This window comes from Ramlibacter tataouinensis, from assembly GCF_001580455.1.
Lineage (GTDB): Bacteria > Pseudomonadota > Gammaproteobacteria > Burkholderiales > Burkholderiaceae_C > Ramlibacter > Ramlibacter tataouinensis_B.
The window spans coordinates 3349114-3374285 of record NZ_CP010951.1; the positions used below are offsets into that span (position 1 = coordinate 3349114).

At 65.2% G+C, this 25172-nt stretch carries 23 protein-coding genes, 3 tRNA genes and 1 pseudogene; 19 read left to right on the forward strand and 8 right to left on the reverse strand.

All coding sequences use genetic code 11. The annotated features are described in order from the left end of the window. The first annotated feature begins 64 nt into the window (after positions 1-64). The 3 genes from UC35_RS15665 to UC35_RS15675 all read left to right on the forward strand — a co-directional run bounded on the left by UC35_RS15665 (position 65) and on the right by UC35_RS15675 (position 1201). Complete coding sequence (locus UC35_RS15665; protein WP_061501300.1) at positions 65-283, forward strand: hypothetical protein; 219 nt, start codon at positions 65-67, stop codon at positions 281-283. Positions 284-329: 46 nt separating this feature from the next. After that, complete coding sequence (locus tag UC35_RS15670; protein ID WP_061501302.1) at positions 330-578, forward strand: DUF3297 family protein; 249 nt, start codon at positions 330-332, stop codon at positions 576-578. A gap of 152 nt (positions 579-730) precedes the next feature. Then, positions 731-1201 carry a hypothetical protein gene (locus UC35_RS15675; RefSeq protein ID WP_061501304.1) on the forward strand — a complete coding sequence of 157 codons (471 nt, stop codon included), beginning with the start codon at positions 731-733 and terminating at the stop codon, positions 1199-1201. Between the two features lie 81 nt (positions 1202-1282). On the opposite strand, the gene UC35_RS15680 is transcribed toward UC35_RS15675, so the two are convergent. From UC35_RS15680 to UC35_RS15690, 3 genes are all read right to left on the reverse strand, one after another. Continuing rightward, positions 1283-1648, reverse strand: coding sequence for an SPW repeat protein (locus tag UC35_RS15680; protein ID WP_061501305.1), 366 nt, complete (start codon positions 1646-1648; stop codon positions 1283-1285). A 146-nt stretch (positions 1649-1794) separates the two neighbouring features. Continuing rightward, entirely contained in the window at positions 1795-3144 is a 1350-nt protein-coding gene (gene argG / locus UC35_RS15685) for an argininosuccinate synthase (RefSeq protein ID WP_061501306.1), read from the reverse strand. 4 nt (positions 3145-3148) lie between these two features. Next, positions 3149-3463, reverse strand: a complete 315-nt coding sequence (locus UC35_RS15690; RefSeq protein WP_061501308.1) for a pyrimidine/purine nucleoside phosphorylase — start codon at positions 3461-3463, stop codon at positions 3149-3151. Between the two features lie 225 nt (positions 3464-3688). Here UC35_RS15690 and UC35_RS15695 point away from each other — a divergent pair, with 225 nt between their 5' ends. Further along, on the forward strand, positions 3689-5404 hold the full coding sequence (locus tag UC35_RS15695) for a tannase/feruloyl esterase family alpha/beta hydrolase (protein ID WP_061501310.1): 1716 nt from the start codon (positions 3689-3691) through the stop codon (positions 5402-5404). Positions 5405-5419: 15 nt separating this feature from the next. On the opposite strand, the gene UC35_RS15700 is transcribed toward UC35_RS15695, so the two are convergent. Beyond that, positions 5420-5953 carry a hypothetical protein gene (locus tag UC35_RS15700; protein ID WP_082793589.1) on the reverse strand — a complete coding sequence of 178 codons (534 nt, stop codon included), beginning with the start codon at positions 5951-5953 and terminating at the stop codon, positions 5420-5422. A 156-nt stretch (positions 5954-6109) separates the two neighbouring features. Here UC35_RS15700 and folC point away from each other — a divergent pair, with 156 nt between their 5' ends. The 10 genes from folC to UC35_RS15750 all read left to right on the forward strand — a co-directional run bounded on the left by folC (position 6110) and on the right by UC35_RS15750 (position 14584). Further along, a complete protein-coding gene (gene folC, locus UC35_RS15705; protein ID WP_061501314.1) occupies positions 6110-7393 on the forward strand; it encodes a bifunctional tetrahydrofolate synthase/dihydrofolate synthase in 1284 nt (427 codons plus the stop codon). Positions 7394-7419: 26 nt separating this feature from the next. Beyond that, the gene (locus tag UC35_RS15710; RefSeq protein ID WP_061501317.1) at positions 7420-8163 is read left to right on the forward strand and encodes an SPOR domain-containing protein; all 744 of its coding nucleotides are present in this window, start codon (positions 7420-7422) and stop codon (positions 8161-8163) included. Between the two features lie 8 nt (positions 8164-8171). Beyond that, positions 8172-8660, forward strand: a complete 489-nt coding sequence (locus UC35_RS15715; RefSeq protein WP_061503864.1) for a CvpA family protein — start codon at positions 8172-8174, stop codon at positions 8658-8660. Positions 8661-8672: 12 nt separating this feature from the next. Next, complete coding sequence (purF, locus tag UC35_RS15720; RefSeq protein WP_061501319.1) at positions 8673-10181, forward strand: amidophosphoribosyltransferase; 1509 nt, start codon at positions 8673-8675, stop codon at positions 10179-10181. Continuing rightward, complete coding sequence (locus UC35_RS15725; protein WP_061501321.1) at positions 10178-11389, forward strand: O-succinylhomoserine sulfhydrylase; 1212 nt, start codon at positions 10178-10180, stop codon at positions 11387-11389. The genes purF and UC35_RS15725 overlap by 4 nt, the downstream gene beginning before the upstream one ends. 44 nt (positions 11390-11433) lie before the next feature. Continuing rightward, positions 11434-12816 (forward strand): glutamate--tRNA ligase, encoded by a 1383-nt coding sequence (gltX, locus tag UC35_RS15730; RefSeq protein ID WP_061501323.1) that lies wholly within the window; start codon positions 11434-11436, stop codon positions 12814-12816. A gap of 33 nt (positions 12817-12849) precedes the next feature. Then, a tRNA-Ala gene (locus UC35_RS15735) sits at positions 12850-12925 on the forward strand. Positions 12926-12955: 30 nt separating this feature from the next. After that, positions 12956-13031: transfer RNA gene (locus UC35_RS15740), tRNA-Glu, on the forward strand. A 46-nt stretch (positions 13032-13077) separates the two neighbouring features. Further along, positions 13078-13154, forward strand: a tRNA-Asp gene (locus tag UC35_RS15745). Between the two features lie 587 nt (positions 13155-13741). Next, entirely contained in the window at positions 13742-14584 is an 843-nt protein-coding gene (locus UC35_RS15750; protein ID WP_061503865.1) for an SDR family oxidoreductase, read from the forward strand. 128 nt (positions 14585-14712) lie between these two features. Here the strand turns inward: UC35_RS15750 and UC35_RS15755 are convergent, their stop codons facing one another. Beyond that, positions 14713-15618 carry a MerR family transcriptional regulator gene (locus UC35_RS15755; protein WP_061501328.1) on the reverse strand — a complete coding sequence of 302 codons (906 nt, stop codon included), beginning with the start codon at positions 15616-15618 and terminating at the stop codon, positions 14713-14715. A gap of 349 nt (positions 15619-15967) precedes the next feature. On the opposite strand from UC35_RS15755, the gene UC35_RS15760 reads away from it, so the two are divergent. Together UC35_RS15760 and UC35_RS15765 are read left to right on the forward strand one after the other, a co-directional pair. After that, positions 15968-18142 (forward strand): beta-glucosidase, encoded by a 2175-nt coding sequence (locus UC35_RS15760; RefSeq protein ID WP_145979495.1) that lies wholly within the window; start codon positions 15968-15970, stop codon positions 18140-18142. 525 nt (positions 18143-18667) lie between these two features. After that, positions 18668-19222, forward strand: a complete 555-nt coding sequence (locus UC35_RS15765) for a hypothetical protein (RefSeq protein ID WP_145979496.1) — start codon at positions 18668-18670, stop codon at positions 19220-19222. A 220-nt stretch (positions 19223-19442) separates the two neighbouring features. Here UC35_RS15765 and UC35_RS15770 read toward each other — a convergent pair whose 3' ends face one another. The 3 genes from UC35_RS15770 to UC35_RS15780 form a co-directional block, all read right to left on the reverse strand. Beyond that, on the reverse strand, positions 19443-20258 hold the full coding sequence (locus UC35_RS15770; protein ID WP_227820342.1) for a carbonic anhydrase: 816 nt from the start codon (positions 20256-20258) through the stop codon (positions 19443-19445). Positions 20259-20696: 438 nt separating this feature from the next. Further along, positions 20697-21752 carry a DMT family transporter gene (locus UC35_RS15775; protein ID WP_061503867.1) on the reverse strand — a complete coding sequence of 352 codons (1056 nt, stop codon included), beginning with the start codon at positions 21750-21752 and terminating at the stop codon, positions 20697-20699. Between the two features lie 97 nt (positions 21753-21849). Beyond that, complete coding sequence (locus tag UC35_RS15780; protein ID WP_061501333.1) at positions 21850-23223, reverse strand: patatin-like phospholipase family protein; 1374 nt, start codon at positions 23221-23223, stop codon at positions 21850-21852. 310 nt (positions 23224-23533) lie between these two features. On the opposite strand from UC35_RS15780, the gene UC35_RS15785 reads away from it, so the two are divergent. From UC35_RS15785 to ureB, 3 genes and pseudogenes are all read left to right on the forward strand, one after another. After that, positions 23534-24406 (forward strand): urea transporter, encoded by an 873-nt coding sequence (locus UC35_RS15785; protein ID WP_082793590.1) that lies wholly within the window; start codon positions 23534-23536, stop codon positions 24404-24406. Positions 24407-24431: 25 nt separating this feature from the next. Continuing rightward, positions 24432-24734 carry an urease subunit gamma gene (locus UC35_RS15790; protein ID WP_061501337.1) on the forward strand — a complete coding sequence of 101 codons (303 nt, stop codon included), beginning with the start codon at positions 24432-24434 and terminating at the stop codon, positions 24732-24734. A 106-nt stretch (positions 24735-24840) separates the two neighbouring features. Further along, positions 24841-25119 (forward strand): annotated as a pseudogene (gene ureB / locus UC35_RS24400) (urease subunit beta); the annotation flags it as partial. Positions 25120-25172 lie beyond the last annotated feature (53 nt).

Below are 25172 nucleotides of genomic sequence, written 5' to 3' on the forward strand. Positions count from 1 at the left end.
GGCAGCTCCCGAAAGCGGTCGTTTCGCCACGGCACAAGCGTACACGTTGCGCTATCGTGGACGCATGGAACTGCGCGTGGATTGCGAGCCTGGGCTGGGCGGCGACCCGGAGCCGGCCGTGGTGTGGTTCGGTGCCCGCCGGGTCGAGGTGCTGGCGATCCAGGATCGCTGGTGGGGCCCGGGCCTGCGCTGGTGGAAGCTCGAAACCGGCGACGGCATGTACATCCTGCGCCGCGAGGAGGGCAGCGGCACCTGGGACCTGGCGGCGGTGGCCAGGAACTAGGGGCCAGGGCTCGGGCACCCGTGGCAGTCGGGGCAGAATTCAGGCCATGGAGCCAAGCACCTCTTACCCCCCGCTGCCCGATCGCCTGTCGGCCGACCCGCGCAGCCCGCACCACGTTGCCGCCGTCTTCGAGCACGACGTCGGCATCCGCTTCAACGGCAAGGAGCGGCACGACGTCGAGGAGTACTGCATCAGCGAAGGCTGGGTCAAGGTGCCCGCCGGCAAGACGCTGGATCGCAAGGGCCAGCCGCTTCTCATCAAGCTGAAGGGCACCGTCGAGCCGTTTTATCGGTAGGCCCGCTTGCGGATGAGCTGTTTTGAGGACTTATCTCCTCGTCGTGTCGCATTCGCGCCAAACCCGGGCCCGCCTTGGATGACCTGATCGGGGGCGGTTTCGTTACATCGGGATAAACTTGGATTCATTCGCATTACACGAGCTCATTGCGGATGTTCAAACTCTTCCAGAGCACTCCTGATTCGAGCGAGGCTGCCACCGACATCGGCACTTCCGGACACTCGGTGGATGAAATCGCGGAGGAACTGCGATCCCTCATCCTCCAGCAGTTGGCGCACGGCGGCATTTCCTCCGGCTGCGTTACCTTGGAGGTGCACCAGACCGGCACCCTGCGCGATGGGCGTCACGTCTTTGTCGGGATGATGCGCCTGGTGAAGTGGCATCGCAGCTCCGCCGTGCGCCTGCTGCTCGGGCTTCCGATCCTCGAAAGCAGGCTTCGCCGTGCGCTCAAGGGAACCTGGATGCAGCATGTGAGCCACTTCAGCGGGGTCTGGCTGCACGCCTCCGGGCAACTGCAGGACTCGTCCGCCATGCAGGACCTGCGGGCCCTGGTCGTGGACATCGAGCGCATGGAAAGCGAGCCGACCACTTCGATGTGGAGCTTGCCGACCGAGCTGAAATAGGGCCAAGCCCTGGCCGCGCGCCGCCAGGCGCTTGCACAAGGGAACCTCTGGACGGGAGCAGGCGCCCCCGCCGTCAGCCACTCAACCGGCGGTGCGCCCGTCGCGCAACAGGCCCCAGTCCTTGTCGCTGAACAGCACCCAGACCGCCAGCGCCAGAACCACGACGCCGGTCAGGATCGCGGTGTCGCGCGCCGCTTGCACATGGGTGAATCCCAACACCCAGGGCGAGACCATCAGCCACAGCCCCAGCGCGGCTTCGGTCCACTCTTCCCATGCCTGCGGCACCAGGATCGCGCCCATCGCCACCGCGATGAGGGCGATGCCGATCACGACCATGTTGCTCATGGCCGTGGTTTCCCTGGCGAATCCCAGCACCCAGGGACAGGCGATCAGCCAAGCACCAAGCAGCGCGTTGACCGGATCCTGCCAATGCTTCATCTGCTTCATGTGACTTCCTTTCGCGAATTGCCTTTCGGCACATCTTTGGACGCGTCAGAGAAAAGTTTGTTCCGCGACATGACTGCACCAAAGGAGTCACCCCATCCGGGCGCGTCCCGCCCGGATGAGCCACAAGGACAAGCTGGGCGGTGCGGTCAGCCCTTGAGGCGCTTGCCGGCGTCGTCGCCCAGCGAGGGCAGCGGCGCATCGCCACCGGAAGTCAGCAGCCCAGCGCGCGAGTACACGCCCAGCTTGTCGCGCGTGTCGACGATGTCAAGGTTGCGCATGGTCAGCTGCCCGATGCGGTCGCGCGGCGAGAACATCGACTCGCCCTTTTCCATGGTCAGCCGCTCGGGCTGGTAGGTGAGGTTGGGCGACTCGGTGTTCAGGATCGAGTAGTCGTTGCCGCGGCGCAGCTCCAGCGTGACTTCACCGGTGATCGCGCGCGCCACCCAGCGCTGCGCCGTCTCGCGCAGCATGATGGCCTGCGGATCGAACCAGCGGCCCTGGTAGAGCAGGCGCCCGAGCCGGCGGCCGTGGTCGCGGTACTGCTCGATGGTGTCCTCGTTGTGGATGCCGGTGACCAGGCGCTCGTAGGCGATGAACAGCAGCGCCAGGCCGGGGGCCTCGTAGATGCCGCGGCTCTTGGCCTCGATGATGCGGTTCTCGATCTGGTCGCTCATGCCCAGGCCGTGGCGGCCGCCAATGGCGTTGGCTTCCAGGATCAGCTCCACCGGCGAGGCGAAGGTCTTGCCGTTGAGGGCCACGGGCTGGCCCTCCTCGAAGCGCACGGTGACGGTCTCGGCCTTCACCGCGACCTCGTCCTTCCAGAACGCCACGCCCATGATCGGATTGACGATCTTGATGCCCGAGTTCAGCTGCTCCAGGTCCTTGGCCTCGTGAGTGGCGCCCAGCATGTTGGAGTCGGTCGAATAGGCCTTCTCCGCCGACATCTTGTAGGCGAAGCCCGCCTGCTGCATGAACGCCGACATCTCGGCGCGGCCACCCAGTTCGTCGATGAAGGCCTGGTCCAGCCAGGGCTTGTAGATCTTCAGCGAGGGGTTGGTCAGCAGGCCGTAGCGGTAGAAGCGCTCGATGTCGTTGCCCTTGAAGGTGCTGCCGTCGCCCCAGATGTGGACGTCGTCCTCCTTCATCGCGGCCACCAGCATGGTGCCGGTGACGGCGCGTCCCAGCGGCGTGGTGTTGAAGTAGGTCAGGCCGCCCGTCGAGATGTGGAAGGCGCCCGACTGCAGCGCCGCGATGCCCTCGTGCGCCAGCTGCAGCCGGCAGTCGACCAGGCGCGCCTTCTCGGCGCCGTACTGCATGGCCTTGCGCGGGATCTCGTCGTAGTCGGGCTCGTCCGGCTGGCCCAGGTTGGCCGTGTAGGCGTAGGGGATCGCGCCCTTCTTGCGCATCCAGTGCAGGGCCGCGCTGGTGTCCAGGCCGCCGGAGAAGGCGATGCCGACCTTCTGGCCGGTGGGCAGGTGCTCGAGGATGGTGCTCATCGTGTCAGCCGAAATGGCAGATGTAGTGGTAGGCCTCGGCCACGCGAATGTCGAAGCTCGAGTTGCCAGGGATGGAGAACTTCTCGCCGGGGCCGCTCTTGCGCCACTCGTTCGATCCCGCGAGCTTGTATTCGCAGCCGCCGCCGACGCATTCCATGACTTCCGGCGCGCCGGTGTTGAAGGTGAGTTCGGCCGGCAGGATGACGCCCACGGACTTCTTCGTGCCGTCAGGAAGCGTGACGGTGTGGCTCACGCACTTGCCGCCGAAATAGACGTTGGCGGCCGTGTTCACGGCGCCGCTGAGGGTTTGGATCGTCATGGATGGCGCTGCGCCAGCTGCACAGCCGTGGAAAGGGAAGGAAGGCGCAATTTTAGCGGGGCGCCTTTCGGCGCCATCCGCACGCGGCCGGCACTGCTCAGCCGAGTAAGCAACGGTGAAGCTCCGCAATCCGGCGCCACAGGCGCCCCCTGGCGCAGGGGGCCGCCAGATACTTATATTCCATCACCAATTCAGCCCCTTTCATCCGCTTCCGGGAGACACGACATGAGCAGCATCGTCCGCACGTTCCCGCACACCGTCCTGGCCGCCTCGGTGCTGGCCATGCTGGCCGCCTGCGGCGACAGCGACAGCGTGGCGGAATCGTTGCCGCAGCTGTCCGCGGCGACGCCGGCGCCGCTGGTGGGCAACTGCGCCGACCTGGCCAGCCGGATCGCGCTGGCCGGCACCACCATCACCGCGGCGAGCGCGGTCGCGGCAGGCACCCTCACCATCGCCGGCACGCCGGTGCCCGCGCACTGCCAGGTCGCCGGCACCCTGCAGCCGCGCGTGAGCCCGATCGATGGCAAGCCGTATGCGATCCGCTTCGAGATGCGGCTGCCCCTGGCCTGGAACGGGCGCTTCTTCCACCAGGCCAACGGCGGGATTGACGGCAACGTGGTCGCGGCCACCGGCGGGATCGGCGGCGGCGGTCCGCTGACCAACGCGCTGCAGCAGGGCTTCGCGGTCATCAGTTCCGACGCCGGCCACACGGCCGCGCAAAACCCCACCTTCGGCATCGATCCGCAAGCGCGGCTCGACTACGGCTACCAGGCCGTGGGCAAGCTCACCCCCGTGGCCAAGAGCATCATCCAGACGGCCTATGGCAAGCCGCCCGACCGCTCCTACATCGGCGGCTGTTCCAACGGCGGCCGGCACACCATGGTGGCCGCCGCGCGCTATGCCGACCAGTACGACGGCTACCTGGTCGGCGACCCGGGCTTCCGGCTGCCCCTGGCCGCGATTGCCAACATGGCCGGCGCGCAGGCCTACCAGAAGCTCGCCACCAACCCGGCCGAAATTTCCACCGGCTTCACCCAGGCCGAGCGCCAGCTGGTGTCCAACCGCGTGCTGGTCCGCTGCGATGCGCTCGACGGCGCGACCGATGGCCTGGTGCAGGACACCCAGGCCTGCCAGCTGGCCTTCGACCTGGCGCGCGACGTGCCCACCTGCACCGGTGCCAGGGATGGAAGCTGCCTCACGGCGCAGCAGAAGCTGTCGATCGGGCAGCTGTTCACCGGCGCGACCACCAGCACCGGCGCGCGCATCTATTCAAGCTTCCCGTACGACGCAGGACTGGGCACCGCGGGCTGGGCGGTGTGGAAGTTCACCTTCTCGCTGCAGTTGGACCCGGGCGCGGTCGGCTTCATCTGGCAGGTGCCGCCGGAAGACCCGGCCAGCTTCAACCCCCAGCAGTTCGCGCTGACCGGCAGCATCGACAGCATGGTGACGAAGGTGAACGCGACCAACGCCACCTACACCGAGAACTCGCTGTCCTTCATGACGCCGCCGAACCCGAACAACCTGTCGGCGCTGCGCAACCGCGGCGCCAAGATGATGGCCTACCACGGCACCAGCGACCCGATCTTCTCGAGCGACGACACGACGAACTGGTTCCAGGGTCTCACCGGCAACAGCGGCTCTTCGAATTTCGCCCGCCTGTTCCTCGTGCCCGGCATGAACCACTGCTCGGCGGGGCCGGCGACCGACCAGTTCGACATGCTGACGCCGCTGGTGAACTGGGTCGAGAGGGGGCAGGCGCCCGGCAGCGTGGTGGCGAGCGCGCGCGGCGCCGGCAATGCGGGCGGCGTCAACGCCGACGTGCCTGCACCCTGGGCCGCCAACCGGACCCGGCCGCTGTGCCCGTATCCGCAGGTCGCGCGCTACAAGGGAAGCGGCAGCCTGGAAGAGGCGGCGAGCTTCAGCTGCGTCGCGCCGGGTTGAAGACGCGCTGAAGGCTCAGCGGTGCCGGTGGCCGCCGTGGCCACCGCTGACATAGCCGAAGCCCAGCGACAGGCTGACCGGCGGCCAGTAGTAGCGCGGGTAGGCCGCATAGGGGTAGTAGTACGGATAGGCGTAGCCGTACGCCGGGTAGCCGTAGGCCGGATAGCCGTACGCGGGGTAGCCGTACGCAGGGTAGCCGTAGGCCGGGGCGGCCGGGTAGTTGGCCGTCGGTGGCACTTCGCGCAGGATCCTGGCTTGCGGCTCCTGCGGCGGACCGGCGGGCGCGGCGCCCGGGGGCACCTGGCCGCCCGGCGCGGGTCCGTTCGCCACCGGCGCGACCTGCAGCTGGATCGTCGGGCCGGGATCGTAGGGCAGGCGCGCCGAGAACTGCTTGCCGCCGTACTCGTATTGCACGTCATAGCCGATGGCGCGCCCGTCCTGGGTGACAGGCGTGCTCGACAGCACGCGGCCCATTTCCTGGGCGCCGGCGGCGGTCATCGTGGCCGCCAGGGCCAGGCCCATCGCTGAAACCAGGACAGCTTTGTTCATCGACGACTCCTTGCACTGGTGCATGCACAAATTCTAGGCAATGCTTGCGCCGTGCGCAGCGGCTGTTGGGTAAACCGGCCGTAAAGGCGCGCGGCTGCGGATCAGTTCGGGCGACCCGCCGCCGCCGGACCCCGGCGAGCCGGGGACAATGCGGGCATGAAAAGTCTGCAAGAGTGGCTGGCCTACTGCGAAAGCCTGCATCCCAAGACCATCGAGCTCGGGCTCGACCGTGTAAAGGCCGTGGCGCGGCGCATGGGCCTGGGCCTGGAATGCCCGGTGATCACCGTGGCCGGCACCAACGGCAAGGGGTCGACCTGCGCCATGCTGGAAGCCATCGCGCTGCAGGCGGGCTGGCGCACGGGGGTCTACACCTCGCCCCACCTGGTGCATTTCGAGGAACGCTGTCGCATCCATGGCGAAATCGTCCGGCCCGACGAGCTGGTGCCGCACTTCGAGCGGGTCGAGGCGAGCCGCGAGGGCGTGACGCTCACCTACTTTGAGTTCACGACCCTGGCCATCCTGAGCCTGATGGCGGCATCGCGGCTGGACCTGGCGATCCTCGAGGTGGGGCTGGGCGGGCGGCTGGACGCGGTGAACATCATCGATGCCGACTGCGCGGTGATCACCAGCATCGACCTCGACCACATGGAGTTCCTCGGCAACGACCGCGAAAGCATCGGCCGCGAGAAGGCCGGCATCATGCGCACCGGCCGCCCGGTGGTCGTGAGCGATCCCATGCCGCCGCAAAGCCTGATCGACCATGCGCGCGAGATCGGCGCCGACCTCTGGCTGTTCAACCGCGACTTCAACTTCTCCGGCGACAAGCTGCAGTGGGCCTGGGCCGGCCGTGGGCGCCGCTACGCCGGCCTGGCCTATCCGGGGCTGCGCGGCGCCAACCAGCTGTTCAACGCCTCCGGCGCGCTGGCCGCCTTCGAAGCGCTGCGCGAGCGCCTGCCGGTGACGGCGCAGGCGGTGCGCACCGGGCTGGCCATGGTCGAACTGCCCGGGCGATTCCAGATCGTGCCGGGGCAGCCGGCGCTGGTGCTGGACGTGGCGCACAACCCGCACTCGGTGGCGGCGCTGGCGGCCAATCTCGACGCCATGGGCTTCTATCCGGTCACGCACGCGGTGTTCGGCGCCATGGCCGACAAGGACCTGGCGCCGATGCTGCACAAGATCGCGCCGCTGGTCGACCGCTGGTACTTCAGCGACCTGCCGACGCCACGCGCCGAGTCGGCGCAGCGGCTGCTCGAGAAATGGCAGACCCTGCAGCCGCGGCCGGGGGTGACCGCCAGCACCCACGCCGACCCGTTGCAAGCCTTCCACGCCGCGGTGGCCGCTGCGGACCCCGCTGATAGAATCGTCGTGTTCGGATCGTTCTACACGGTAGGGGGCGTTGTGAAGGACGGGGTGCCCCGCCTGCAAGCCCGGCACGTGTAGGGAGCCTCAGCCCACACGCACGCTTCATGGCCTTATTCAAATCGCGCAAGGGTGGCGACGAGACCGCAGCCACCCCCCGCCAGCCCGAAAGCATCGAGGCCATGCGCAAGCGCGCGAAGCATCGCCTCATCGGCGCGGGCGTGCTGGTGCTCCTGGGCGTCATCGGCTTCCCGCTGCTGTTCGATACGCAGCCGCGCCCGATCGCCGTCGACATCCCGATCGAGATTCCCGACCGCAGCAAGGCCAAGCCACTGCCGGCTCCGGCACCCGTGCCCGCCAAGTCGCCGGCCGCCCAGTCCTCCGCGGCCTCGGGCGCGGTGACCGCGGCATCCGCCGAGAAGACGCAGGCGCCCGTGGCGCCCGAGGCCAAGGTCGAAGCCAAGCCTGAGCCCAAGGCCGAGCCCAAACCGGCGGCGGTCAGGCAGGAAACCAAGCCGCCCGCCAGGGCCGACGCCAGCTCCGAGCCGGCGCGCGCCGACGGCGCCAAGGCGCTGGCCCCGCTCGAGGGCAAGCCGGTGGCCAGCACGCCGGCGGCGTCCGAAGGCCGCTTCGTTGTCCAGGTGGGGGCCTTTGCCGACCCCGTGAAGGCGCGCGAGGCGCGGCTCAAGGTGGAAAAGGCCGGCCTGAAGACCTACACGCATGTCGCGGAGGGCAAGGAAGGCAAGCTGGTTCGTGTGCGGCTGGGACCGTTCGGCACCAAGGCCGAGGCGGAAAAAGCCGCCGACAAGGTCAAGGCGCTGGACATGAAGGCCGCCATCCTGGCGCTCTGATGGTGGGGATATCGCCGCTCGACTGGGTGTTTCTGGGCATCATGGCCGCATCGCTCGTTCTGGGCGCCTGGCGCGGATTGGTGTACGAGGTGTTGTCGGTGTTCAGCTGGATCGCGGCTTTCATCCTGGCGCAGTGGTTCGCGCCGGACGCGGTCAAGCTGCTGCCCATGGGCGATGCGCCCGAACCGGCGCGCTACGCGGTGGCTTTCGTGCTGGTCTTCATCGCCGTGGTCTTCGCCGGGGCGCTGGTGGCCTGGCTGGTGAAGAAGATGGTCGAGGCGGTGGGCCTGCGGCCGGTGGACCGGACGCTGGGTGCCGTTTTCGGGCTGCTGCGCGGCGCGGTGCTGCTGGTGGCCGTGGCGGTGGTGATGAACATGACGCCTCTTCGCAGCGCGGAGTGGTGGACGGAATCGAAGGGCGCCGCCGTCTCGACGGCGGCGCTCAAACAGCTCAAGCCGGTGCTGCCCGAGCGGTTCGGTCAGTACTTGCCAAGTTAGGCAGATAGCAAGATGTGCGGAATCGTCGGCGTCGTCAGCGGCGCCCCAGTGAACCAGTTGATTTATGACGCGCTGCTGCTGCTGCAGCATCGCGGGCAGGACGCCGCGGGCATCGTCACGCAGCTCGGGCGCAAGTTTCACATGCACAAGGCCAAGGGCATGGTGCGCGACGTGTTCCGCACGCGCAACATGCGCGCGCTGCCGGGCAACGTGGGCCTGGGGCAGGTGCGCTACCCGACAGCCGGCAACGCCTACAGCGAGGAAGAGGCGCAGCCCTTCTATGTGAACGCGCCCTTCGGCATCGTGCTGGTCCACAACGGCAACCTGACCAATGCGCAGGCGCTCAAGGCCGAACTCTTCACCAGCGACCACCGCCACATCAACACCGAGAGCGATTCGGAAGTGCTGCTCAACGTGTTCGCGCACGAGCTGGAGCGCGCCACCCGCGGTGTGCCGCTGCAGCCGGACGACGTGTTCCGAGCCGTCGCGAACGTCCACAAGCGCGTGCGCGGCTCGTACGCGGTGATTGCCTTGATCGCCGGCCACGGCGTGCTGGCCTTCCGCGATCCTTTCGGCATCCGTCCGCTGTCGCTGGGCCGCAGCAAGGACGGCACGGTCATGGTCGCCAGCGAATCGGTGACGCTGGAAGGCACGGGCCACACACTGGAACGCCACGTGCAGCCGGGCGAAGCGGTCTTCATCGACCTCGACGGCAAGGTCCATGCGAAGCAGTGCGCCGATGCGCCCAAGCTTTATCCCTGCATCTTCGAGTACGTGTATTTGGCGCGGCCCGACTCCATGCTCGACGGCATCTCGGTGTACCAGGCGCGCCTGAACCTGGGGGCCTCGCTGGCCAAGCGCGTGGTCTCCACCGTGCCGCCCAACGAGATCGACGTGGTGATCCCGATCCCGGAGTCGAGCCGACCCAGCGCCACGCAGCTGGCGCACCTGCTGGGCCTGCCGTACCGCGAAGGCTTCGTGAAGAACCGCTACGTGGGCCGCACCTTCATCATGCCGGGGCAGGGCGTGCGCAAGAAATCGGTGCGCCAGAAGCTCAACGTGATCGCCAGCGAGTTCAAGGGCCGCAACGTGCTGCTGGTGGACGACTCCATCGTGCGCGGCACCACCAGCCGCGAGATCGTGCAGATGGCGCGTGACGCCGGCGCCAAGAAGGTCTACCTGGCCAGCGCCGCACCGCCGGTGCGCTATCCCAATGTGTACGGCATCGACATGCCGACCAGCAGCGAACTGGTGGCGCATGGCCGCACGGTGGACGAAGTGCGCGAGATCATCGGCTGCGACGCCCTGATCTACCAGGACGTCGACGGCATGAAACGCGCCATCGGCAGCCTCAATTCCACGCTCGACGGCTTCGATGCGTCCTGCTTCGACGGCGTGTACGTCACCGGCGACATCAATCCCGAGGACATCGAGAAGATCAACGAGGCGCGCATCGGCCAGGAAGACCCGCTGGGCGAAGACACCTCGCGCCTGGCGCTGCCCAACGCCGAGGAAGCATGAAGCAAAAGAAGCTGCCGCCCGGCCTGCACCGCGACACCCTCGCGGTGCGCGCCGCGCTGGAGCCGAGCCAATACGGCGAGAACTCCGAGGCACTGTTCCTCACCAGCGGCTTCGTGCAGCCCGACTCGGAAACCATGGCGCACCGCTTCGCCAATCCGCAGGAAGGCTACACCTACGGCCGCACGTCCAACCCCACCGTCACCAGCTTCGAGCAGCGCCTGGCGGCGATGGAAGGCACCGAGGCCGCGATCGGCGCCTCGACCGGCATGGGCGCGATCCTGATGCTGTGCCTGGGCCTGCTCAAGAGCGGCGACCACGTGATCTGCTCGCGCTCGGTGTTCGGCTCCACGCTGAACCTGTTCGGCAAGGAGTTCGCCAAGTTCGGCGTCGAAACCAGCTTCGTGTCGCAGACCGACGTGTCCGAGTGGAAGCGCGCGATCCGGCCCAACACCAAACTGCTGTTCGCCGAGACGCCGACCAATCCGCTCACCGACGTGTGCGACATCCAGGCGCTGGCCGACCTGGCGCACAACGCGGGCGCGCTGCTCACGGTGGACAACTGCTTCTGCTCGCCGGCGCTGCAGCGGCCCGCCGAGCTCGGCGCCGACCTGATCATCCACTCCGGCACCAAGCACCTGGACGGCCAGGGCCGCGTGATGGCCGGCGCGATCTGCGGGCCGTCGAAGTACATCGTGGACGTGTTCGCCTCCATCGTGCGCACCGCCGGCATGACGCTGTCGCCGTTCAACGCCTGGGTGGTGCTCAAGGGCCTGGAGACGTTGGGCATCCGCATGCAGGCGCAAAGCGCGAACGCGCTGGCGCTGGCGCAGTGGCTGGAGGCGCATCCCTCGGTCGCGCGCGTGTACTACCCCGGCCTGGCCTCGCACGCGCAGCATGAGCTGGCGATGCGGCAGCAGTCGGGCAGCGGCGCCGCGGTGGTGTCCTTCGACGTCAAGGGCGCCAATCCCGAAGAGCGGCGCCGCAATGCCTTCCAGGTGATCGACAGCACCGAGGTGCTGAGCATCGCCACCAACCTCGGCGACGTGAAGACCATCGTCACCCATCCGGCAACCACCTCGCACGGACGGCTGACCGAAGAGCAGCGCCAGGCCGCAGGCATCGGGCAGGGGCTGATCCGGGTGGCGGTCGGCCTGGAGCACCTGGGCGACGTCAAGGCCGACCTGGCGCGCGGGCTGGACAGGCTCTGACTGAGCAGGGCGACCGCCCTGCAAGCCCTGCGAGAATACGCGCGATGACCACGCGCACCCGCTTCGCGCCGTCGCCGACCGGCTTCATTCACCTCGGCAACATCCGCTCCGCCCTGTATCCCTGGGCTTTTGCCCGCTCGTCCGGCGGGCAGTTCGTCATGCGCATCGAGGACACCGATGTGGAGCGCTCGACGCAGGAGGCGGTCGACGTGATCCTGGAGAGCATGGCCTGGCTCGGGCTGGACCATGACGAAGGGCCCTTCTACCAGATGCAGCGCATGGACCGCTACAAGGAGGTGCTGGCCCAGATGCGCGAGAAGGGGCTGGTGTACCCGTGCTACATGAGCGTGGCCGAGCTCGACGCGCTGCGCGAGCGGCAGATGGCCGCCAAGGAAAAGCCGCGCTACGACGGTACCTGGCGACCCGAGCCCGGCAAGACCTTGCCGCCGGTACCCGAAGGCGTGCAGCCGGTGCTGCGCTTCCGCAATCCCGTCGGCGGCACCGTGGCCTGGGACGACAAGGTCAAGGGCCGTGTTGAATTCAGCAACGACGAACTGGACGACCTGGTGATCGCGAGGCCGGACGGCACGCCCACCTACAACTTCTGCGTGGTGGTCGACGACATCGACATGGAGATCACGCACGTGATCCGCGGCGATGACCACGTGAACAACACGCCGCGCCAGATCAACATCTTCCGCGCCCTCGGCAAGGAGCCGCCGGTGTTCGCGCACCTGCCCACGGTGCTGAACGAGCAGGGCGAGAAGATGAGCAAGCGCCACGGCGCGAAGCCGGTCACCTGGTACCGCGACCAGGGCTTCCTGGCCGACGGCGTGATGAACTACCTGGCGCGCCTGGGCTGGTCGCACGGCGACGACGAGATCTTCACCCGCGAGCAGTTTGTCCAGTGGTTCGACCTGGATCACCTGGGCCGCAGCGCCGCGCAGTTCGACGAGGCCAAGCTGCGCTGGGTGAATGCCCAGCACATGAAGATGACCGCCGATGCGCAGCTGGCGGTGCACATCGAGGCGCGGCTGAAGAAGGACGGCATCAAGCCCGACGCCAGCCTTGCCGGCATCTGCGGCCTGTTCAAGGACCGCTGCGACACCACCGTGGCCCTGGCCGACTGGGCGCGCAGGTTCTATGAGCCGGTGCAGCCCGATCCCGAGGAGCACGCCAAGCACCTCACCGATGCGGTCAAGCCGGCGATCGACATGCTCTCGCGCATGCTGCGCGATTGCCCGTGGACGCGCGAGGCGATCACCGAGGCCATCAAGGAGGTGCTGCGCGCCAATGGCCTGAAGATGCCCCAGTTGGCCATGCCGGTGCGCGTTCTCGTCATGGGAACGGCGCAGACGCCCTCGCTGGATGCGGTGCTCGCGCTGTTCGAACGCGATAAAGTGATCGAGCGTTTGGGAAGGGCCTGAAAATCAGGCTATAATTCGAGGCTCGACACCAACGGGGGTATAGCTCAGCTGGGAGAGCGCTTGCATGGCATGCAAGAGGTCAGCGGTTCGATCCCGCTTACCTCCACCAAGGCGTCGAGACGGAAACGTCCAAGGTTTTGACCCTATCGTCTAGAGGCCTAGGACATCACCCTTTCACGGTGAGTACCGGGGTTCGAATCCCCGTAGGGTCGCCAAGTTTTGCTGCACTTGGCCCGCAAGGGCGAACGCAGCAACCGACGCGGAGTGGTAGTTCAGTCGGTTAGAATACCGGCCTGTCACGCCGGGGGTCGCGGGTTCGAGTCCCGTCCACTCCGCCAATAACAAGAGTCAGCGGGCTGCGATCGCAAGATCGCAGCCCGTTTGTCCGTTCTGGAATACGTCGGCATTTTCGGAGTATCCGGATCAGCAGATCGGCTTGGTGCCTTGCCCTGTCCCAGGGTCGCAGTACCCTCGCAGCGAACCATCGCGCTCGTGCGCAGCATGGCGCCCACGCGACGTCGGCGCACCTCTCCAACTGCAGGTTCTTCTTCCAGCCCCCTTGGCGTAGCGCTGGCCGTGCATGTGCCGAACAGGTACATCGTTGCGGCCAGGGTTGCGCTGAATCCTGATCCTGCCGCCTGGCTACAACAAGCCGATTCCCCAAGGGCTACTTCGCGTTCCGCTCGGCGACCAGCATCGTCTTTGTGCTCCTGCGCTCCTTCTATCAAGACCCGAAGATTCTCCAAGACCTACCCGGGTGCCCAGGCCACGGCCCCGAGGCGGCCATCAACAAGAGCTGGAAGCCCGGCGATATCGAGAAGCCCAGTGATGAGATCGTGAGGATCGGTGCGCATTTGCCGGAACAGCCCGGGCCGAGAACAATGGAGCATTCGTTTCAGGAATGCCCATGGCCTCGACTCACAACATGCTCGTCCAACGCCTGCTTCCGCGCGACCTCTTCAGCGGCAAGACCGTGTTCGTCACCGGCGGTGGCAGCGGCATCAACCTCGGCGTGGCGCGAAACTTCGCCGCGCTCGGTGCCAAGGTCGCGATTTGCGGGCGCACCCAAGGGAAGCTGGATGCGGCTGCCGAAGAACTGCGAGCGCTCGGCGCGCAAGTCTGCGCGGTGGTAGCAGACGTGCGCGACAGCGCGGCGCTGGAGAACGCGCTGGCGCGCAGCGCGGAAGCGCTGGGCCCGGTCGACGTGCTAGTCTGCGGCGCCGCGGGCAACTTCCTGGTCCCGGCAGAAAAGCTGTCGCCGAACGGCTTCAAGAGTGTGGTCGACATAGACCTGCTCGGCTCATTCAACGCCGCCCGCGCGGCATTCGCGCAGCTCAGGCAGACACGCGGCAGCGTGATCTTCATCTCGGCCGGCATGGCCTACATGCCGCATGCTTTCCAGGCGCACGTCGGCGCCGCGAAGGCCGGCATCGACATGCTGATGAAGAACCTGGCCATCGAATGGGGCCCGCACGGCATACGCAGCAACTCCATCGTCCCCGGGCCGATCGAGGGCACCGAAGGCTTGGAGCGGCTCTCCGGGTCAGGAGCGCGCGAGCAACTCATTGCCAGCGTGCCGCTGCGGCGTTGCGGCACGGCGGACGATATTGGCCAGCTCGCCACCTTCTTGGCCTCGCCATTGGCCTCCTACGTCACCGGCTGTGTCGTGGTGTGCGATGGTGGCCAGAATCTCGCCGGGTCGGCGCTTTTCAATCTCGGGGCGGCGCAGGCACTGCAGGCGCAAGCCGGCGGCGAAGCCGCGTCCTGAAACCGGCCCGGCCCACATCGCAGCTAAAGCAGAACTGCCGCCCCGGCGACCTGATGTGCCGAGTGCGGCAGCGGCAGACGCTGCCGCACTGGGCCTATGACTCGCGAATCTAAGGCTGTCAGTCGGCATCACTCGCGCGCGCTGCGCCAACTCGCCACCGCGGCGACGGCGTCGTGCAGCGTGGCCGCGATGAGCACGCCCTCGGGTCCGGCGACACGGCGCACCCCACTGCCGCCGGCCCACAGCTGGATGGTGGCGGGCAGTAGGGCCCGGAGTTGCAGCAGCAGCGAAGGGATCTGCCGCGCCGGAAATGCTGCCGAGAACGACAGGCCCACGACGTCGGCATGGTGCGCCTCGGCGGCGTGCGCCACTTCCAGCAGCGGCAACTGCGTGCCAAGCGAAATGCACTGCGCGCCTTCCAGCGCTAGCAACGCCTCCACCATCAGCAGACCCATTGCGTGCTGTTCGTTCGGCAGTGTGGTGAGCAGAACTCGCGGCTCGAGGCCGCGCGGCACCACTGCCATGGCTTGTCGCATGACCCGTTCCGTGAGTTCTGCAAAGAGGTGCTCCTCGAACACCTGCAGCCGACCTTGTTGCCAGCCCAGTCCGATCAACTCGGTCAGCGGCGCCATTGTGTGCTGGACAAAACGTGACAAACCCTCTCGCGCCAGGATCTGTTGCATGGACTGGGTATAGGCGTCCACTTGGTGCAGATGAATTAGTGAGAACAGCCGAGCCAGGGACTCGGGCGTTTCTGCGAGCGGCGTCTCAAGCGAAGGCCCGCCACCACGGGTCGACAACAGGGCGAATTCCTCGTCCGGCATCGCTATCAGACGCCCCGGGCGGTAGCCCGAGTACATCAGTCGTTTGATGAGCCGCAGGTGCTCCACCTGCTCCTCTGTGTAGATCCTTACGCCGTGCAAATCTCGCCCCGGGACAGGGAAGCCGTAACGACGCTCCCACACCCGTAGGACGTCCTTCGACAGTCCGACGTCGCGCTCGACGGCCGCGATGCTGAGGCGAACTTGACTCATGTTTGTCTGAGTAAAGATTTGACAGATGCGGCTCCGATGACTACCTTGGCCGCAAGCATGCATTGTCCAAGACAACTCTAGCTCTAGCGCAGAAACGAGTCTTTCTCATGTTTCGCTGGCTCAAGCATCCGGCAGCCACGCATCGACTAGATCATCTTGCCGCGGCCCTGAGCACGTCAACAAGGCGTAGACCGAGGGCAAGCCAATGCCCTATTCGAACCACAACCCCGACTACCAGGTGGCCTCTCGACGCGATTCGGTTCGGCGCGAAGGTCGGCACGGTCACGGCGTTTCAGTTTCTGGTGGAGGGCGCGAAGGCAAGGTAGGACAGACGCCAAAGGAGTTGCCCATGCAGACGCGCGTTGGACGAACGGCAGCATCGCTCGAGGATTCCCTGCACCACCGCAACGTGGCCGACTCCCGCGACTCCGACAGCCGCGCCGCCGACACTGAGGCGCGGATGAGTGATGACGAGCGCTTCCAACTGCTGCGCAGCGAGCTCGCGATTCCCTGGCCAGGGCTGCCACCGCCACCAGCGCACTGGAAGATTTCGTCCGGCCGCGTGCCCGGCATCCCGCGGCTGGACATTCCTGACCTTGCCGAAACGGACGCCAGCCTCGGCATCATCAATCCGTTCGGCCTGCGCGAAGGTGACGTGGCCACCGCGCTGCCGGCCGGGCAGGCGCTGGCCGCGACCTTCAATGCCAACCTTGCGCACGACAGCGGCGTCATGCTTGGCGCCGAGGCCCGCGCCAAGGGCTTCAACGTGCTGCTCGGCGGTGGTCTCAACCTCGCGCGGGACTTCTATTGCGGGCGCAACTTCGAGTATCTGGGCGAGGACCCGCTGCTGGCCGGCGTGCTGGCCGGCGAGTCGGTGCGCGGCACGCAAAGCCAGGGCGTCATCGCCACCGTCAAGCACTACTCGCTGAACGTGCAGGAGACGCTGCGAGACACGCTGGATGCGCGCATCGAGGACAGCGCGCACCGCGAATCGGACCTGCTGGCATTCCAGATTGCGATCGAGCGCGGGCAGCCGGGGGCCGTGATGGGCGCGTACAACCGCATCAACGGCGAGCACGCCAGCAGCAATGCGCACCTGTTGACCACCGTGCTCAAGCAGGACTGGGGATACCCGGGCTGGGTGATGTCCGATCGGGGCGCGGTACACAGCGTCGAAAGCTTCAACTGCGGGTTGGACCAGCAAAGCGGCGCCGCGCTCGACCGGCAGGTCTGGTTCGACGGGCCGCTGCGCGAGGAGGTCGCGGCGGGGCGCGTGAGCCGCGCGCGGCTGTCCGACGCCGTGCGCCGCATCCTGCGCTCGGTCTACGCCGCAGGCGCGGACCGGCCGCTCAAAGAGAGTGCGATCGACTACGCAGCGCATGCTCAGATGGCCCGCGAGATCGCGGCTCAGGGCATGGTACTGCTGAAGAACGACGGCGTGCTGCCGCTGGCCGATGCCGGCGCCGGACCGGTCTTGGTCGTGGGCGGCCAGGCGCACCTTGGCGTCTTGGCAGGGTACGGCTCCAGCATGGTCACGCCGGTGTGCGGGGTCGCGGCCAGCATCCCGGTGGGCGCGCCGAGCGGCTTTGGCGTGAGCAGCCGGCAGGTCTACTTCGCTTCGTCGCCACTGGAGGCGCTGCGCAACGCGCTGCCGTACAGGCAATTCAGCTATGACAGCGGCTACTTCCCGCAGACCACGGCCGCGCGGGCGGCGCACGCATCGCTGGTCATCGTGTTCGCCACCCAATGGCAAGGCGAAAGTATGGACGCGGACAGCCTGACGCTGCCGCAGGGCCAGGACGCGTTGATCGCGGCGATCACACAGGCCAATCCGAACACCCTCGTCGTGCTGCAAACCGGCAATCCGGTGCGCATGCCATGGCTGAAGCAGGTGCGCGCCGTGCTGCAGGCATGGTACCCGGGGCAAGAGGGCGGGGCAGCCATCGCCGACGTGCTCAGCGGCCGCGTGAACCCCAGCGGGCGGCTGCCGATCACCTTTCCGCTGGCTGAATCGCAGGCACCGCGCGCGCGTGCCCCTGGCTTGGGTGCGCCCGACGGCAAGTCGCTCACCGTCAACTATTTCGAAGGCTCTGACGTCGGCTACCGCTGGTACGCAAAGCACGGCTTGCGGCCGCTCTTTGCGTTCGGCCATGGCTTGTCGTACACGCACTTCAAACATCTCGGCCTGAAGCTGGCAATCGAGGGCAGCACGCTGGTCGCCCGGTTCGAAGTCGAGAACATCGGCGAGCGCCTCGGCGCCGATGTGCCGCAGCTTTACCTCGTCGAAGCTGCAGGCCAGCCCGTGCGACGCTTGGTCGGCTTCGAGCGAGTCGAGCTGCAGCCTGGTGAGCGCCGTGCTGTGCAAATGACAATCGACGCCCGTCTGCTCGCACGGTGGGAAGGCGAGGGTTGGTCGCAGCATGCCGGCCGCTATCGCTGCGCCCTGGGCCGCTCGGCGCTGAGGATCGGGCGCCGTGTTGGCATCGTGCTGCCGCAGCGCACGCTCCCCCCATCAAGGCCCTAGCGCGGACCAATCACGTCTTGGTCGCGTTTGACGACCGTGCGCTCGACGAGCGAGTTGATGAGAGATGGAACTTCCATGTGGCTTTGAGTTGCCGGCTGCCGCAAACGCGCGGTCAGCTCGGAAGGGGGAGAGTCCCTTTCTGCCCTGGTCGCTCTGCCATGCGCGCCGGCGACTGCACGAAATGCAGGCCAAAAGCTGCTCTTGTTCTGAGTCAGCGCTGGCCTCCAAACAAAGCCCTAGCTGACGAGCGTAGCCGCCCACAAGCTAAACGAAGTTCATGAGGATCGGCGAGCGCTTGGCCGCGATGACATCTCGGAAGAAAATATGGCTGTTAAGCCGAAGGAGTGCGGCGAGGCGAAGGTGCTGGAGGCGCAAGGCGCGGGAGCACCGTGTCCTTGGTCGCACCGACACACCCCGGAGTGCCCCGAGCCGGTCGAAATGCCGAGGCGTTCTCACTATTGGACGAAGGCGGCACTCTTGACTGCCCGGTAACCCGATCACATCGTCTCTGCCGATAAACGAAGAATGAGCAATGAGAGGACAGTCAGAACGCCAGCGTCGATAGTTGTGACGTTGTTCTGGTGGTCCGCGCTGCTTGCGGCCATCGCGTATGTCATTGCGGTAGTTTTGATTTGTCATCCTTTCACATGGAAGGCCGCGTACTGTTCGCGCCTGGACGACTTCGGTCCTTACTTCAATTTGAACATCCGCCCGAGCCTGTTCGCCGGATTTCTTGCACTTGGTGGATTCTTGCTTTCACTGGAGACCTTCATCATCTCCAACATGAAGAAGGACGTGTTCGATACCGACAAGTACAAGGAGGTATGGGAGCACCGAATCAAGAAGGGGGGCGTGGGCAGGAGATATGACCCACTGCGTGAGCTCAGCGGTGTGCTCTTCGCGTCCATTCTCGTCGCGATCCTGACCGCGATCCTGCAAATTTCAGTTGGACTGTATCCGTCGCTTTGGGCTGCTTTCATCTGCCTTTGGGCAGCCGCGTTCGCGCTCATGCTGCTGCTGAAATCCCTGTTGCTCATTCGCGCGAGCCTCAAGAGTATGTTCGACCACCTTGATGACTAAGCCGGCGTCGATCACCGGACGCGAGGCCAGCGGAGATCTTCTAGAAGCTGTGCTTGAGGCCGACATCCACGCCATCGGAGTTCTTGTCCTCGGCTGTGATGGAGCAGTTCAGACCGACGTCTGCGGATCCGCCGCATCGCGCGGGTGATGGTCTGGAGCCTGGCCCTGGACCCCAGAATGGGATGAGGACCGGCCATGGGCGCCTGTTCGTGCCACTCGTCTACTTCAGGACCTCGCGCGCATGGACGGGCTGGACCGGCCGGTTGTTCGCGAACCCAAGCGCCTTCGAGAATTGTTCGACCTGCGCCTTCGAGACCGTCGGATGGTTCTTCATCACCAGCCACGAGACGCCCTCGGAACAAGGCGGCGTGGTGAGCGAGCCGTTGAAGCGGTAGTAGTCGCGGTTGTCCGGCAGCAACTGCGTCGCGCTGAAACGCGCGGTCAATTCCTCCTTCTCACCGGCCTTCGCGGGCATCTTCTCCCACAGCTTCGCCAGCATCGCATTTGCAGCGCCCTCGCGGAACAGGACAGCGACGACTGCCTGGTTTCCCTCCTTGTCAGCATGCACGAGGTGCGCTTCGAGCGGGAAGTGCTTGCCGGCGATTGTGTTCTCGCTCGGCGCGTGGAAATGGACCTGCTGCAGCTCGAAGCTGCGTGCACCGAGTCTGATCGTGCTGCCGGGCGCGTACTCGATCTGCACCGTGTGGCCGTTGTTCACGATGGCGGCCATGCCGGCCTTGTAGTCGAGCTTCAGCGGCTTGAGATCGGCCTCAACGAACCCGCCGAGATCGATCGGCGACTGGTTGCGGCCGAGCGCGCACATTGCGTTCTTTGCGTCAAGCTTGGCCCAGTTCTGCGGGCCGGCTTCACCGGCATAGCCCCAGTGCTGCGCGAAGACCGGTCCCATGGCAACGGCAGTGAACAAGAACAACATGCGTGTTCGACGCGCTGACTTGATCCTGTCGGTCTCCCGTTTCTCGGGTGGAAGTGCTCCGAGGGCGGGTCGGTACGGAGAGATCAGTTTCAATTCCTTCATGATCAGCTGCTCCTGTAGAACACTTACTGGCGAGCGCATCGCGAAGTAGCAAGAGATCGTCAGGGGGAGCGCGCCCGGTAAGCCACGGTGACGAAAGCACTGAAAGAAATGTGAAATGTGAAGTTGAGGCCGTCACCTTTTCAAGCTGTTCTTGGACGACGACCTGAACCGCGGCAAAAGCTATACCTGAAGCGTTGGCACAAAGTTCCTCCACTTCGTATCGATGCTCACGGGAATTCCGCAGTCCGCGACGAGGACCCGTCTCCGCCGGAACATACTGAGGATGAAGTTCCAAAGCCATCACGAGCACACAACATGAAAGGTCCTCTCGAGCTATTCGATGAGTCTCCCAGTTGTTACAACGGTGTCGGTTTGGCACTTTCCAGGGTCACATCCCATGGTTAGGCGTCGAACGCATCTTCGACGCGCGGCGATCGCCTAGTGCCTGTGTGTGTGATGCACGTCCGGTACATGGGGGTGGCTGTGCCGGCCCGGCTCGTGCTGGTGCAGATGGCTGTGTTCGACTTCGGGCATAGGATCATGGACGTGATCGTGGTGCCCGTCGCCATGCCGGTGAGCATGTTCATGCTGCAGTGGTTCGTGCACATGATCGTGTTCGTGTCGTTCAAAAAGGTGCACGACCACGCCAAGCAGCATCAGCAGTGCACCCGCGCCCATCCCCCAGCTCAGACTGCGCTCGCCCAGACCGATGGCCAGCGCTGCCCCGATGAAGGGAGCGAAGGCAAAGACAGAACCTGTGCGTGCGGCGCCGAAGGCCCGTTGCGCCAGAAGATACATTCGCAGGCTGAGGCCATAGCCGGTCGCGCCAATCGCGAGCAGGCCCAGGATCTGTCCCAGGCTCGGCACGGACTCACCCCAGACAAGCGCCAGCAGCAGCGCCACCGGAGCGCCGATGCATGACTTCAACAAGACGACCTGCGCCGGATTGCGTTCGGCGAGCCCGCGTGACAAGGTGTTGTCGATGCCCCATGCAGCGGTGGCGAGCAGCACGGCCGCGACGCCGAGCAGTTGACCTTTCCCGGCAGCGCCACGGTCGATGATCAGGATCATTCCCCCCGCCATGAGTAGCAGCATGGCCGTCCAGACTCGGCGGTCCATGGACTCGTGGTAAAGCCATCGTGCAAGGAGGGCGGTGAACAGGGCTTCCAACGCCAAGATCAACGAGGCACTGGTGGCGCTGGTGTTCTGCAAACCCCAAGCCAGGGCAACCGGGCCGATGACGGCGCCGAAGGCGGCCATCGCCAGTAAGCGCGGCAGGTCGCCGCGTCGCACCTTGGCTTCACGCTTGGCGGGCTGCCGAAGCACTCCACTGAGCAACGCGGCGCCCGCGTACAGCAAGGCTGCCGTGATGAATGGCCCTACGCCGGCGCCGGCGCGCTGCACCAGCGGGGTGCTGACACCGAACAGCGTCGCAGCTAGCACTGCCAGGAAGCCGCCGCGTAGTGCCGGCAAGTCGCGCCAGGGTTCGACAATCGCCTTCACTGTGGCAAAGCAGAAGCTGCTCTCCGAATATCACCAGACGCATTGGGCCGACACTCTGTTGGAGCCCGGACGGGTTGACGAAGCTGGACTACTGGGCCACGCCACTGGGAACGGCGGAGAGGCTCTTCAAGAGACGCTGAAATTCCGGCGATTCACGCAGCAACCTTCCGCCTATCTCCCGGAGCTTGTCCACCTGTTCACCTGACAGTGAGAAGCTGGTCGGGAGGTCCATGAAGTACCGCCGCTCATGAGGGTCATGGATGCCGGCAAAACCAACCTCGATCTGAAAAAAATCAATGGGGTGGGTCCCCCGCTCCTGAAGAATTCGCACATTGTCATGCAGCAGTGAGATCTGATCGTAGGAGTAGCGGTCAATCGAGATACCACCTGACTTGAGAAGCTGCGACAAGATGCCAGGGGCGGATTCGCGCGAACCCCAGTCCGTCTCCGGATTGGATAGCGAGTTGACGACAATGACCGCGAAGCGGTTCATGCCGTCGAAGCCAGTGATCTCGCGAAACCGCTGGCTTGCAATTGCGATCTCGAGTCCTTCAAGCAGTGTGCGAAGTCCGAGGTTGTCCGCGACCCCGCCGTCGACGACATGCAAATACCTGAACTTGGTTGCGTCGGTCAGTGCAGCCAGTTCCGCACGACGACGTTCGGCGCGATCAAACACCGAGCGGCTCACGCCTGTTCCGATCATCTCTCGAACCCTCTTGTCCAAGTCAGATCCACATGTCCCGGCATAGTTATCCAGCGTGATCGGCTCAAAGACGACAGGAACCGCAGAGGAAGACGCCGCGGCGCGCGCGAGGCGGACGCTCGCAAGGTCTGCGCAAATCACATCGAAGGTGTTCTGATTGAAGGTGAAGCGAGCGCCAGTTGAAATCTCCGTGGCCGACACGGAAACAAGAGGCGCATCCCTCTTTGCCATGAGGTCCGCATACGTCGCACCTTGAAAAAGGATCTCGTCATAGAAGTCGGCGGCAAGCTCCGTACGGCTATAGCTGCTGCAACAAATCTTTGTCCAGTTAACCGGGTTCAGTACCTGCGACAGAAGATGGCCCTGAACGTTGCGCTTGAGGAAGCGCGACTCAAACTCATCGAACAGCCGATCCCCATGCAGTGCGTATGCGAGCGCGGTGAAACTGCCCCCCGACACTCCTGTGATCACCTTCACCTCGTTCAGAAGCGGGTGCGGACCTTGCGGGCCTGGGACACTGGTTCGGCGCAGCTCTTCGAGCACGCCGTATGAGAGCGCGGCAGCGCGAGTGCCGCCGCCGGACATCGCGATCACCAACCCAAACGTCGGGTCGCCTCTCAGCAACTGCAAATTGCCGATCCTGTAGCCGTAAGCCGGATCGTAGGTCTTCAGCGGCTGCGTGATCGGACGTGATGCGCACGCTGTCAGCAGCAACGCGACGAAAACCCCAACTGCCCAACTGCAAACGCGCCGGTTCATGAGATTCCCCTGCGGATCGACCTCCAGATTGGACCCAACGTCGTGGGCAAACACAACCTCCTCACTTCATGGCAGCCTTTTGGCAACGCATATGCCTGACCAAGAGCTCAAAAGGCGCAGAAACGGCAATGCACATGCCTGACCGCGAGGCAAAAAGGTCCAGAAAACCACTTGCCTTTCGAAAAATGCGGCCTATATTGCTCGCCGAGCAAGACAAGATCCTCTCGCTGTCAATCCTCCGGGACCGCTATAGACAAAGGGTCGTACTGCCATGTCGACTTACGCAAAGGGGAGCGCTGCGGAGCAGCCCATGGTCTGGCGGACTGCCCTCGTCGTGTTGCGCGGTGTGGGACAGGTGATGTTCCAGGGTCACGCGGGCACGGGAGTGCTCTTTCTCGCAGGTATCGCCCTGGCCTCACCGCTGATGCTCGCCGGAGCGGTCATTGGTGCGGTCATCGGCACCGTTGTCGCTAAGGTCGCGCGATACGACGAGGGGGAGTTCGACCAGGGAATTTACGGCTTCAACCCCGTTCTCGTCGGTATCGGCACCTTGTTCTATCTTCAGCCGAGGCCCTTGACCTGGATTCTTCTGGTCGCAGGATGTGTCGTGTCCACGGTACTCACGCATCTGGCACGTCGCCACCTGAGTTTTCCGACCTATACGGCGCCGTTCATCGTTGTCACCTGGGCTGTCATCATCATCGCGCATGCTGCGGCCGGCACCGGAATCGACGTGAAGCCGGCCCCCGCGCCGGAAACGCCGGCAGGGTTCCTGACCGCCGTCCTGGCTGGACCCGCGGAAGTCATGTTTGGCGCGACGGTTCTGACCGGACTGCTCTTTCTGATCGGGGTCGCAATCTCCGACTGGAGGCACGCTGCGTTGGCCTTGATCGGGTCGCTGGTCGGGACGGCGCTAGCGGTCTATCACAACAACCCGGTCGGCACGATCTCACTCGGCCTCTATGGATACAACGCCTCGCTGGCTGCCATGGCCGTGTACCTCTGGCGCAAGTCACTGCTGATCCCTCTGTTGGCCGCGGCAATATCGATTCCACTGACTGAGTTTTTTCCGAGCCAGCTTGGAATTCCGCCGCTCACGGCCCCGTTTGTCGCGGCCGCCTGGATCGTCATATTGATTGGGCAACTGGAGGCCGTCTTCATCAAGGAGCCGGCAACGCCATAGCCCGAGACCGCGAGGAGTACCCATCATGCATCTGACACCGCGTGAAATGGAGAAGTTGTTGATTTATCAACTTGCCGACATCGCACAAAGGCGTAAAGCCCGGGGGCTCAAGCTGAATCATCCGGAGACGGTCTCGATCATTTGTGCGACCGCCCTCGAGGGCGCGCGCGAAGGCAAGACGGTCGAAGAGGTCATGAAGGAGGCCGCGTCCGTGTTGACTCGCGGCGACGTCATGGAAGGAGTCGCCGAGATGATCCCGTTCGTCCAGTTGGAGGCAGTCTTTACCGACGGCAGTCGTTTGGTGACGGTCCATGACCCCATCAGGTGATTCGTCGTTCGCAACCTCAAGGAGAACAGTTATGGCCAATGCGACTCAAAAGGACAAGCCGGCCAGGGACAACGAATCAAAGGAATCGGCCCCGGTAGGCGGACTCATTCTCGCGAAGGGCGAAATCGAGATCAATGCCGGCCGTCCAACAGTGACCTTGAAGGTCCGCAATACCGGTGACCGTCCGGTTCAGGTTGCCTCGCATTTCCACTTCTTCGAGGTGAATCGGTTCCTGGAGTTCGATCGGGAACAGGCATTCGGAATGCGAATGGACATCCCGTCGACAACCGCCATCCGGTTCGAGCCCGGTGATGAAAAGGACGTGACGCTTGTCCCAATGGGAGGCAAGCAGTTCTGCCTTGGCTTCAACAACCTGGCCGACGGATGGACCGGAAGCGGGCCGTCGAAGGACTATCGGCCCAACTTCGACGCCGCCGT

What these genes read in the sequence shown, in the direction of transcription:
- UC35_RS15690 (WP_061501308.1), bottom strand. Translation starts at nt 3,463, where the DNA reads ATGACGATCCAAACCCTCAGCGGCGCCGTGAACACGGCCGCCAACGTC.
- UC35_RS15785 (WP_082793590.1), top strand. Translation starts at nt 23,534, where the DNA reads ATGGTCTGGCGGACTGCCCTCGTCGTGTTGCGCGGTGTGGGACAGGTG.
- UC35_RS15695 (WP_061501310.1), top strand. Translation starts at nt 3,689, where the DNA reads ATGAGCAGCATCGTCCGCACGTTCCCGCACACCGTCCTGGCCGCCTCG.
- UC35_RS15670 (WP_061501302.1), top strand. Translation starts at nt 330, where the DNA reads ATGGAGCCAAGCACCTCTTACCCCCCGCTGCCCGATCGCCTGTCGGCC.
- UC35_RS15700 (WP_082793589.1), bottom strand. Translation starts at nt 5,953, where the DNA reads ATGAACAAAGCTGTCCTGGTTTCAGCGATGGGCCTGGCCCTGGCGGCC.
- UC35_RS15755 (WP_061501328.1), bottom strand. Translation starts at nt 15,618, where the DNA reads ATGAGTCAAGTTCGCCTCAGCATCGCGGCCGTCGAGCGCGACGTCGGA.
- UC35_RS15675 (WP_061501304.1), top strand. Translation starts at nt 731, where the DNA reads ATGTTCAAACTCTTCCAGAGCACTCCTGATTCGAGCGAGGCTGCCACC.
- UC35_RS15710 (WP_061501317.1), top strand. Translation starts at nt 7,420, where the DNA reads ATGGCCTTATTCAAATCGCGCAAGGGTGGCGACGAGACCGCAGCCACC.
- folC (WP_061501314.1), top strand. Translation starts at nt 6,110, where the DNA reads ATGAAAAGTCTGCAAGAGTGGCTGGCCTACTGCGAAAGCCTGCATCCC.
- UC35_RS15790 (WP_061501337.1), top strand. Translation starts at nt 24,432, where the DNA reads ATGCATCTGACACCGCGTGAAATGGAGAAGTTGTTGATTTATCAACTT.
- UC35_RS15770 (WP_227820342.1), bottom strand. Translation starts at nt 20,258, where the DNA reads ATGAAGGAATTGAAACTGATCTCTCCGTACCGACCCGCCCTCGGAGCA.
- UC35_RS15760 (WP_145979495.1), top strand. Translation starts at nt 15,968, where the DNA reads ATGCAGACGCGCGTTGGACGAACGGCAGCATCGCTCGAGGATTCCCTG.
- UC35_RS15680 (WP_061501305.1), bottom strand. Translation starts at nt 1,648, where the DNA reads ATGAAGCAGATGAAGCATTGGCAGGATCCGGTCAACGCGCTGCTTGGT.
- UC35_RS15725 (WP_061501321.1), top strand. Translation starts at nt 10,178, where the DNA reads ATGAAGCAAAAGAAGCTGCCGCCCGGCCTGCACCGCGACACCCTCGCG.
- UC35_RS15765 (WP_145979496.1), top strand. Translation starts at nt 18,668, where the DNA reads ATGAGCAATGAGAGGACAGTCAGAACGCCAGCGTCGATAGTTGTGACG.
- gltX (WP_061501323.1), top strand. Translation starts at nt 11,434, where the DNA reads ATGACCACGCGCACCCGCTTCGCGCCGTCGCCGACCGGCTTCATTCAC.
- UC35_RS15750 (WP_061503865.1), top strand. Translation starts at nt 13,742, where the DNA reads ATGCTCGTCCAACGCCTGCTTCCGCGCGACCTCTTCAGCGGCAAGACC.
- purF (WP_061501319.1), top strand. Translation starts at nt 8,673, where the DNA reads ATGTGCGGAATCGTCGGCGTCGTCAGCGGCGCCCCAGTGAACCAGTTG.
- UC35_RS15665 (WP_061501300.1), top strand. Translation starts at nt 65, where the DNA reads ATGGAACTGCGCGTGGATTGCGAGCCTGGGCTGGGCGGCGACCCGGAG.
- argG (WP_061501306.1), bottom strand. Translation starts at nt 3,144, where the DNA reads ATGAGCACCATCCTCGAGCACCTGCCCACCGGCCAGAAGGTCGGCATC.
- UC35_RS15780 (WP_061501333.1), bottom strand. Translation starts at nt 23,223, where the DNA reads ATGAACCGGCGCGTTTGCAGTTGGGCAGTTGGGGTTTTCGTCGCGTTG.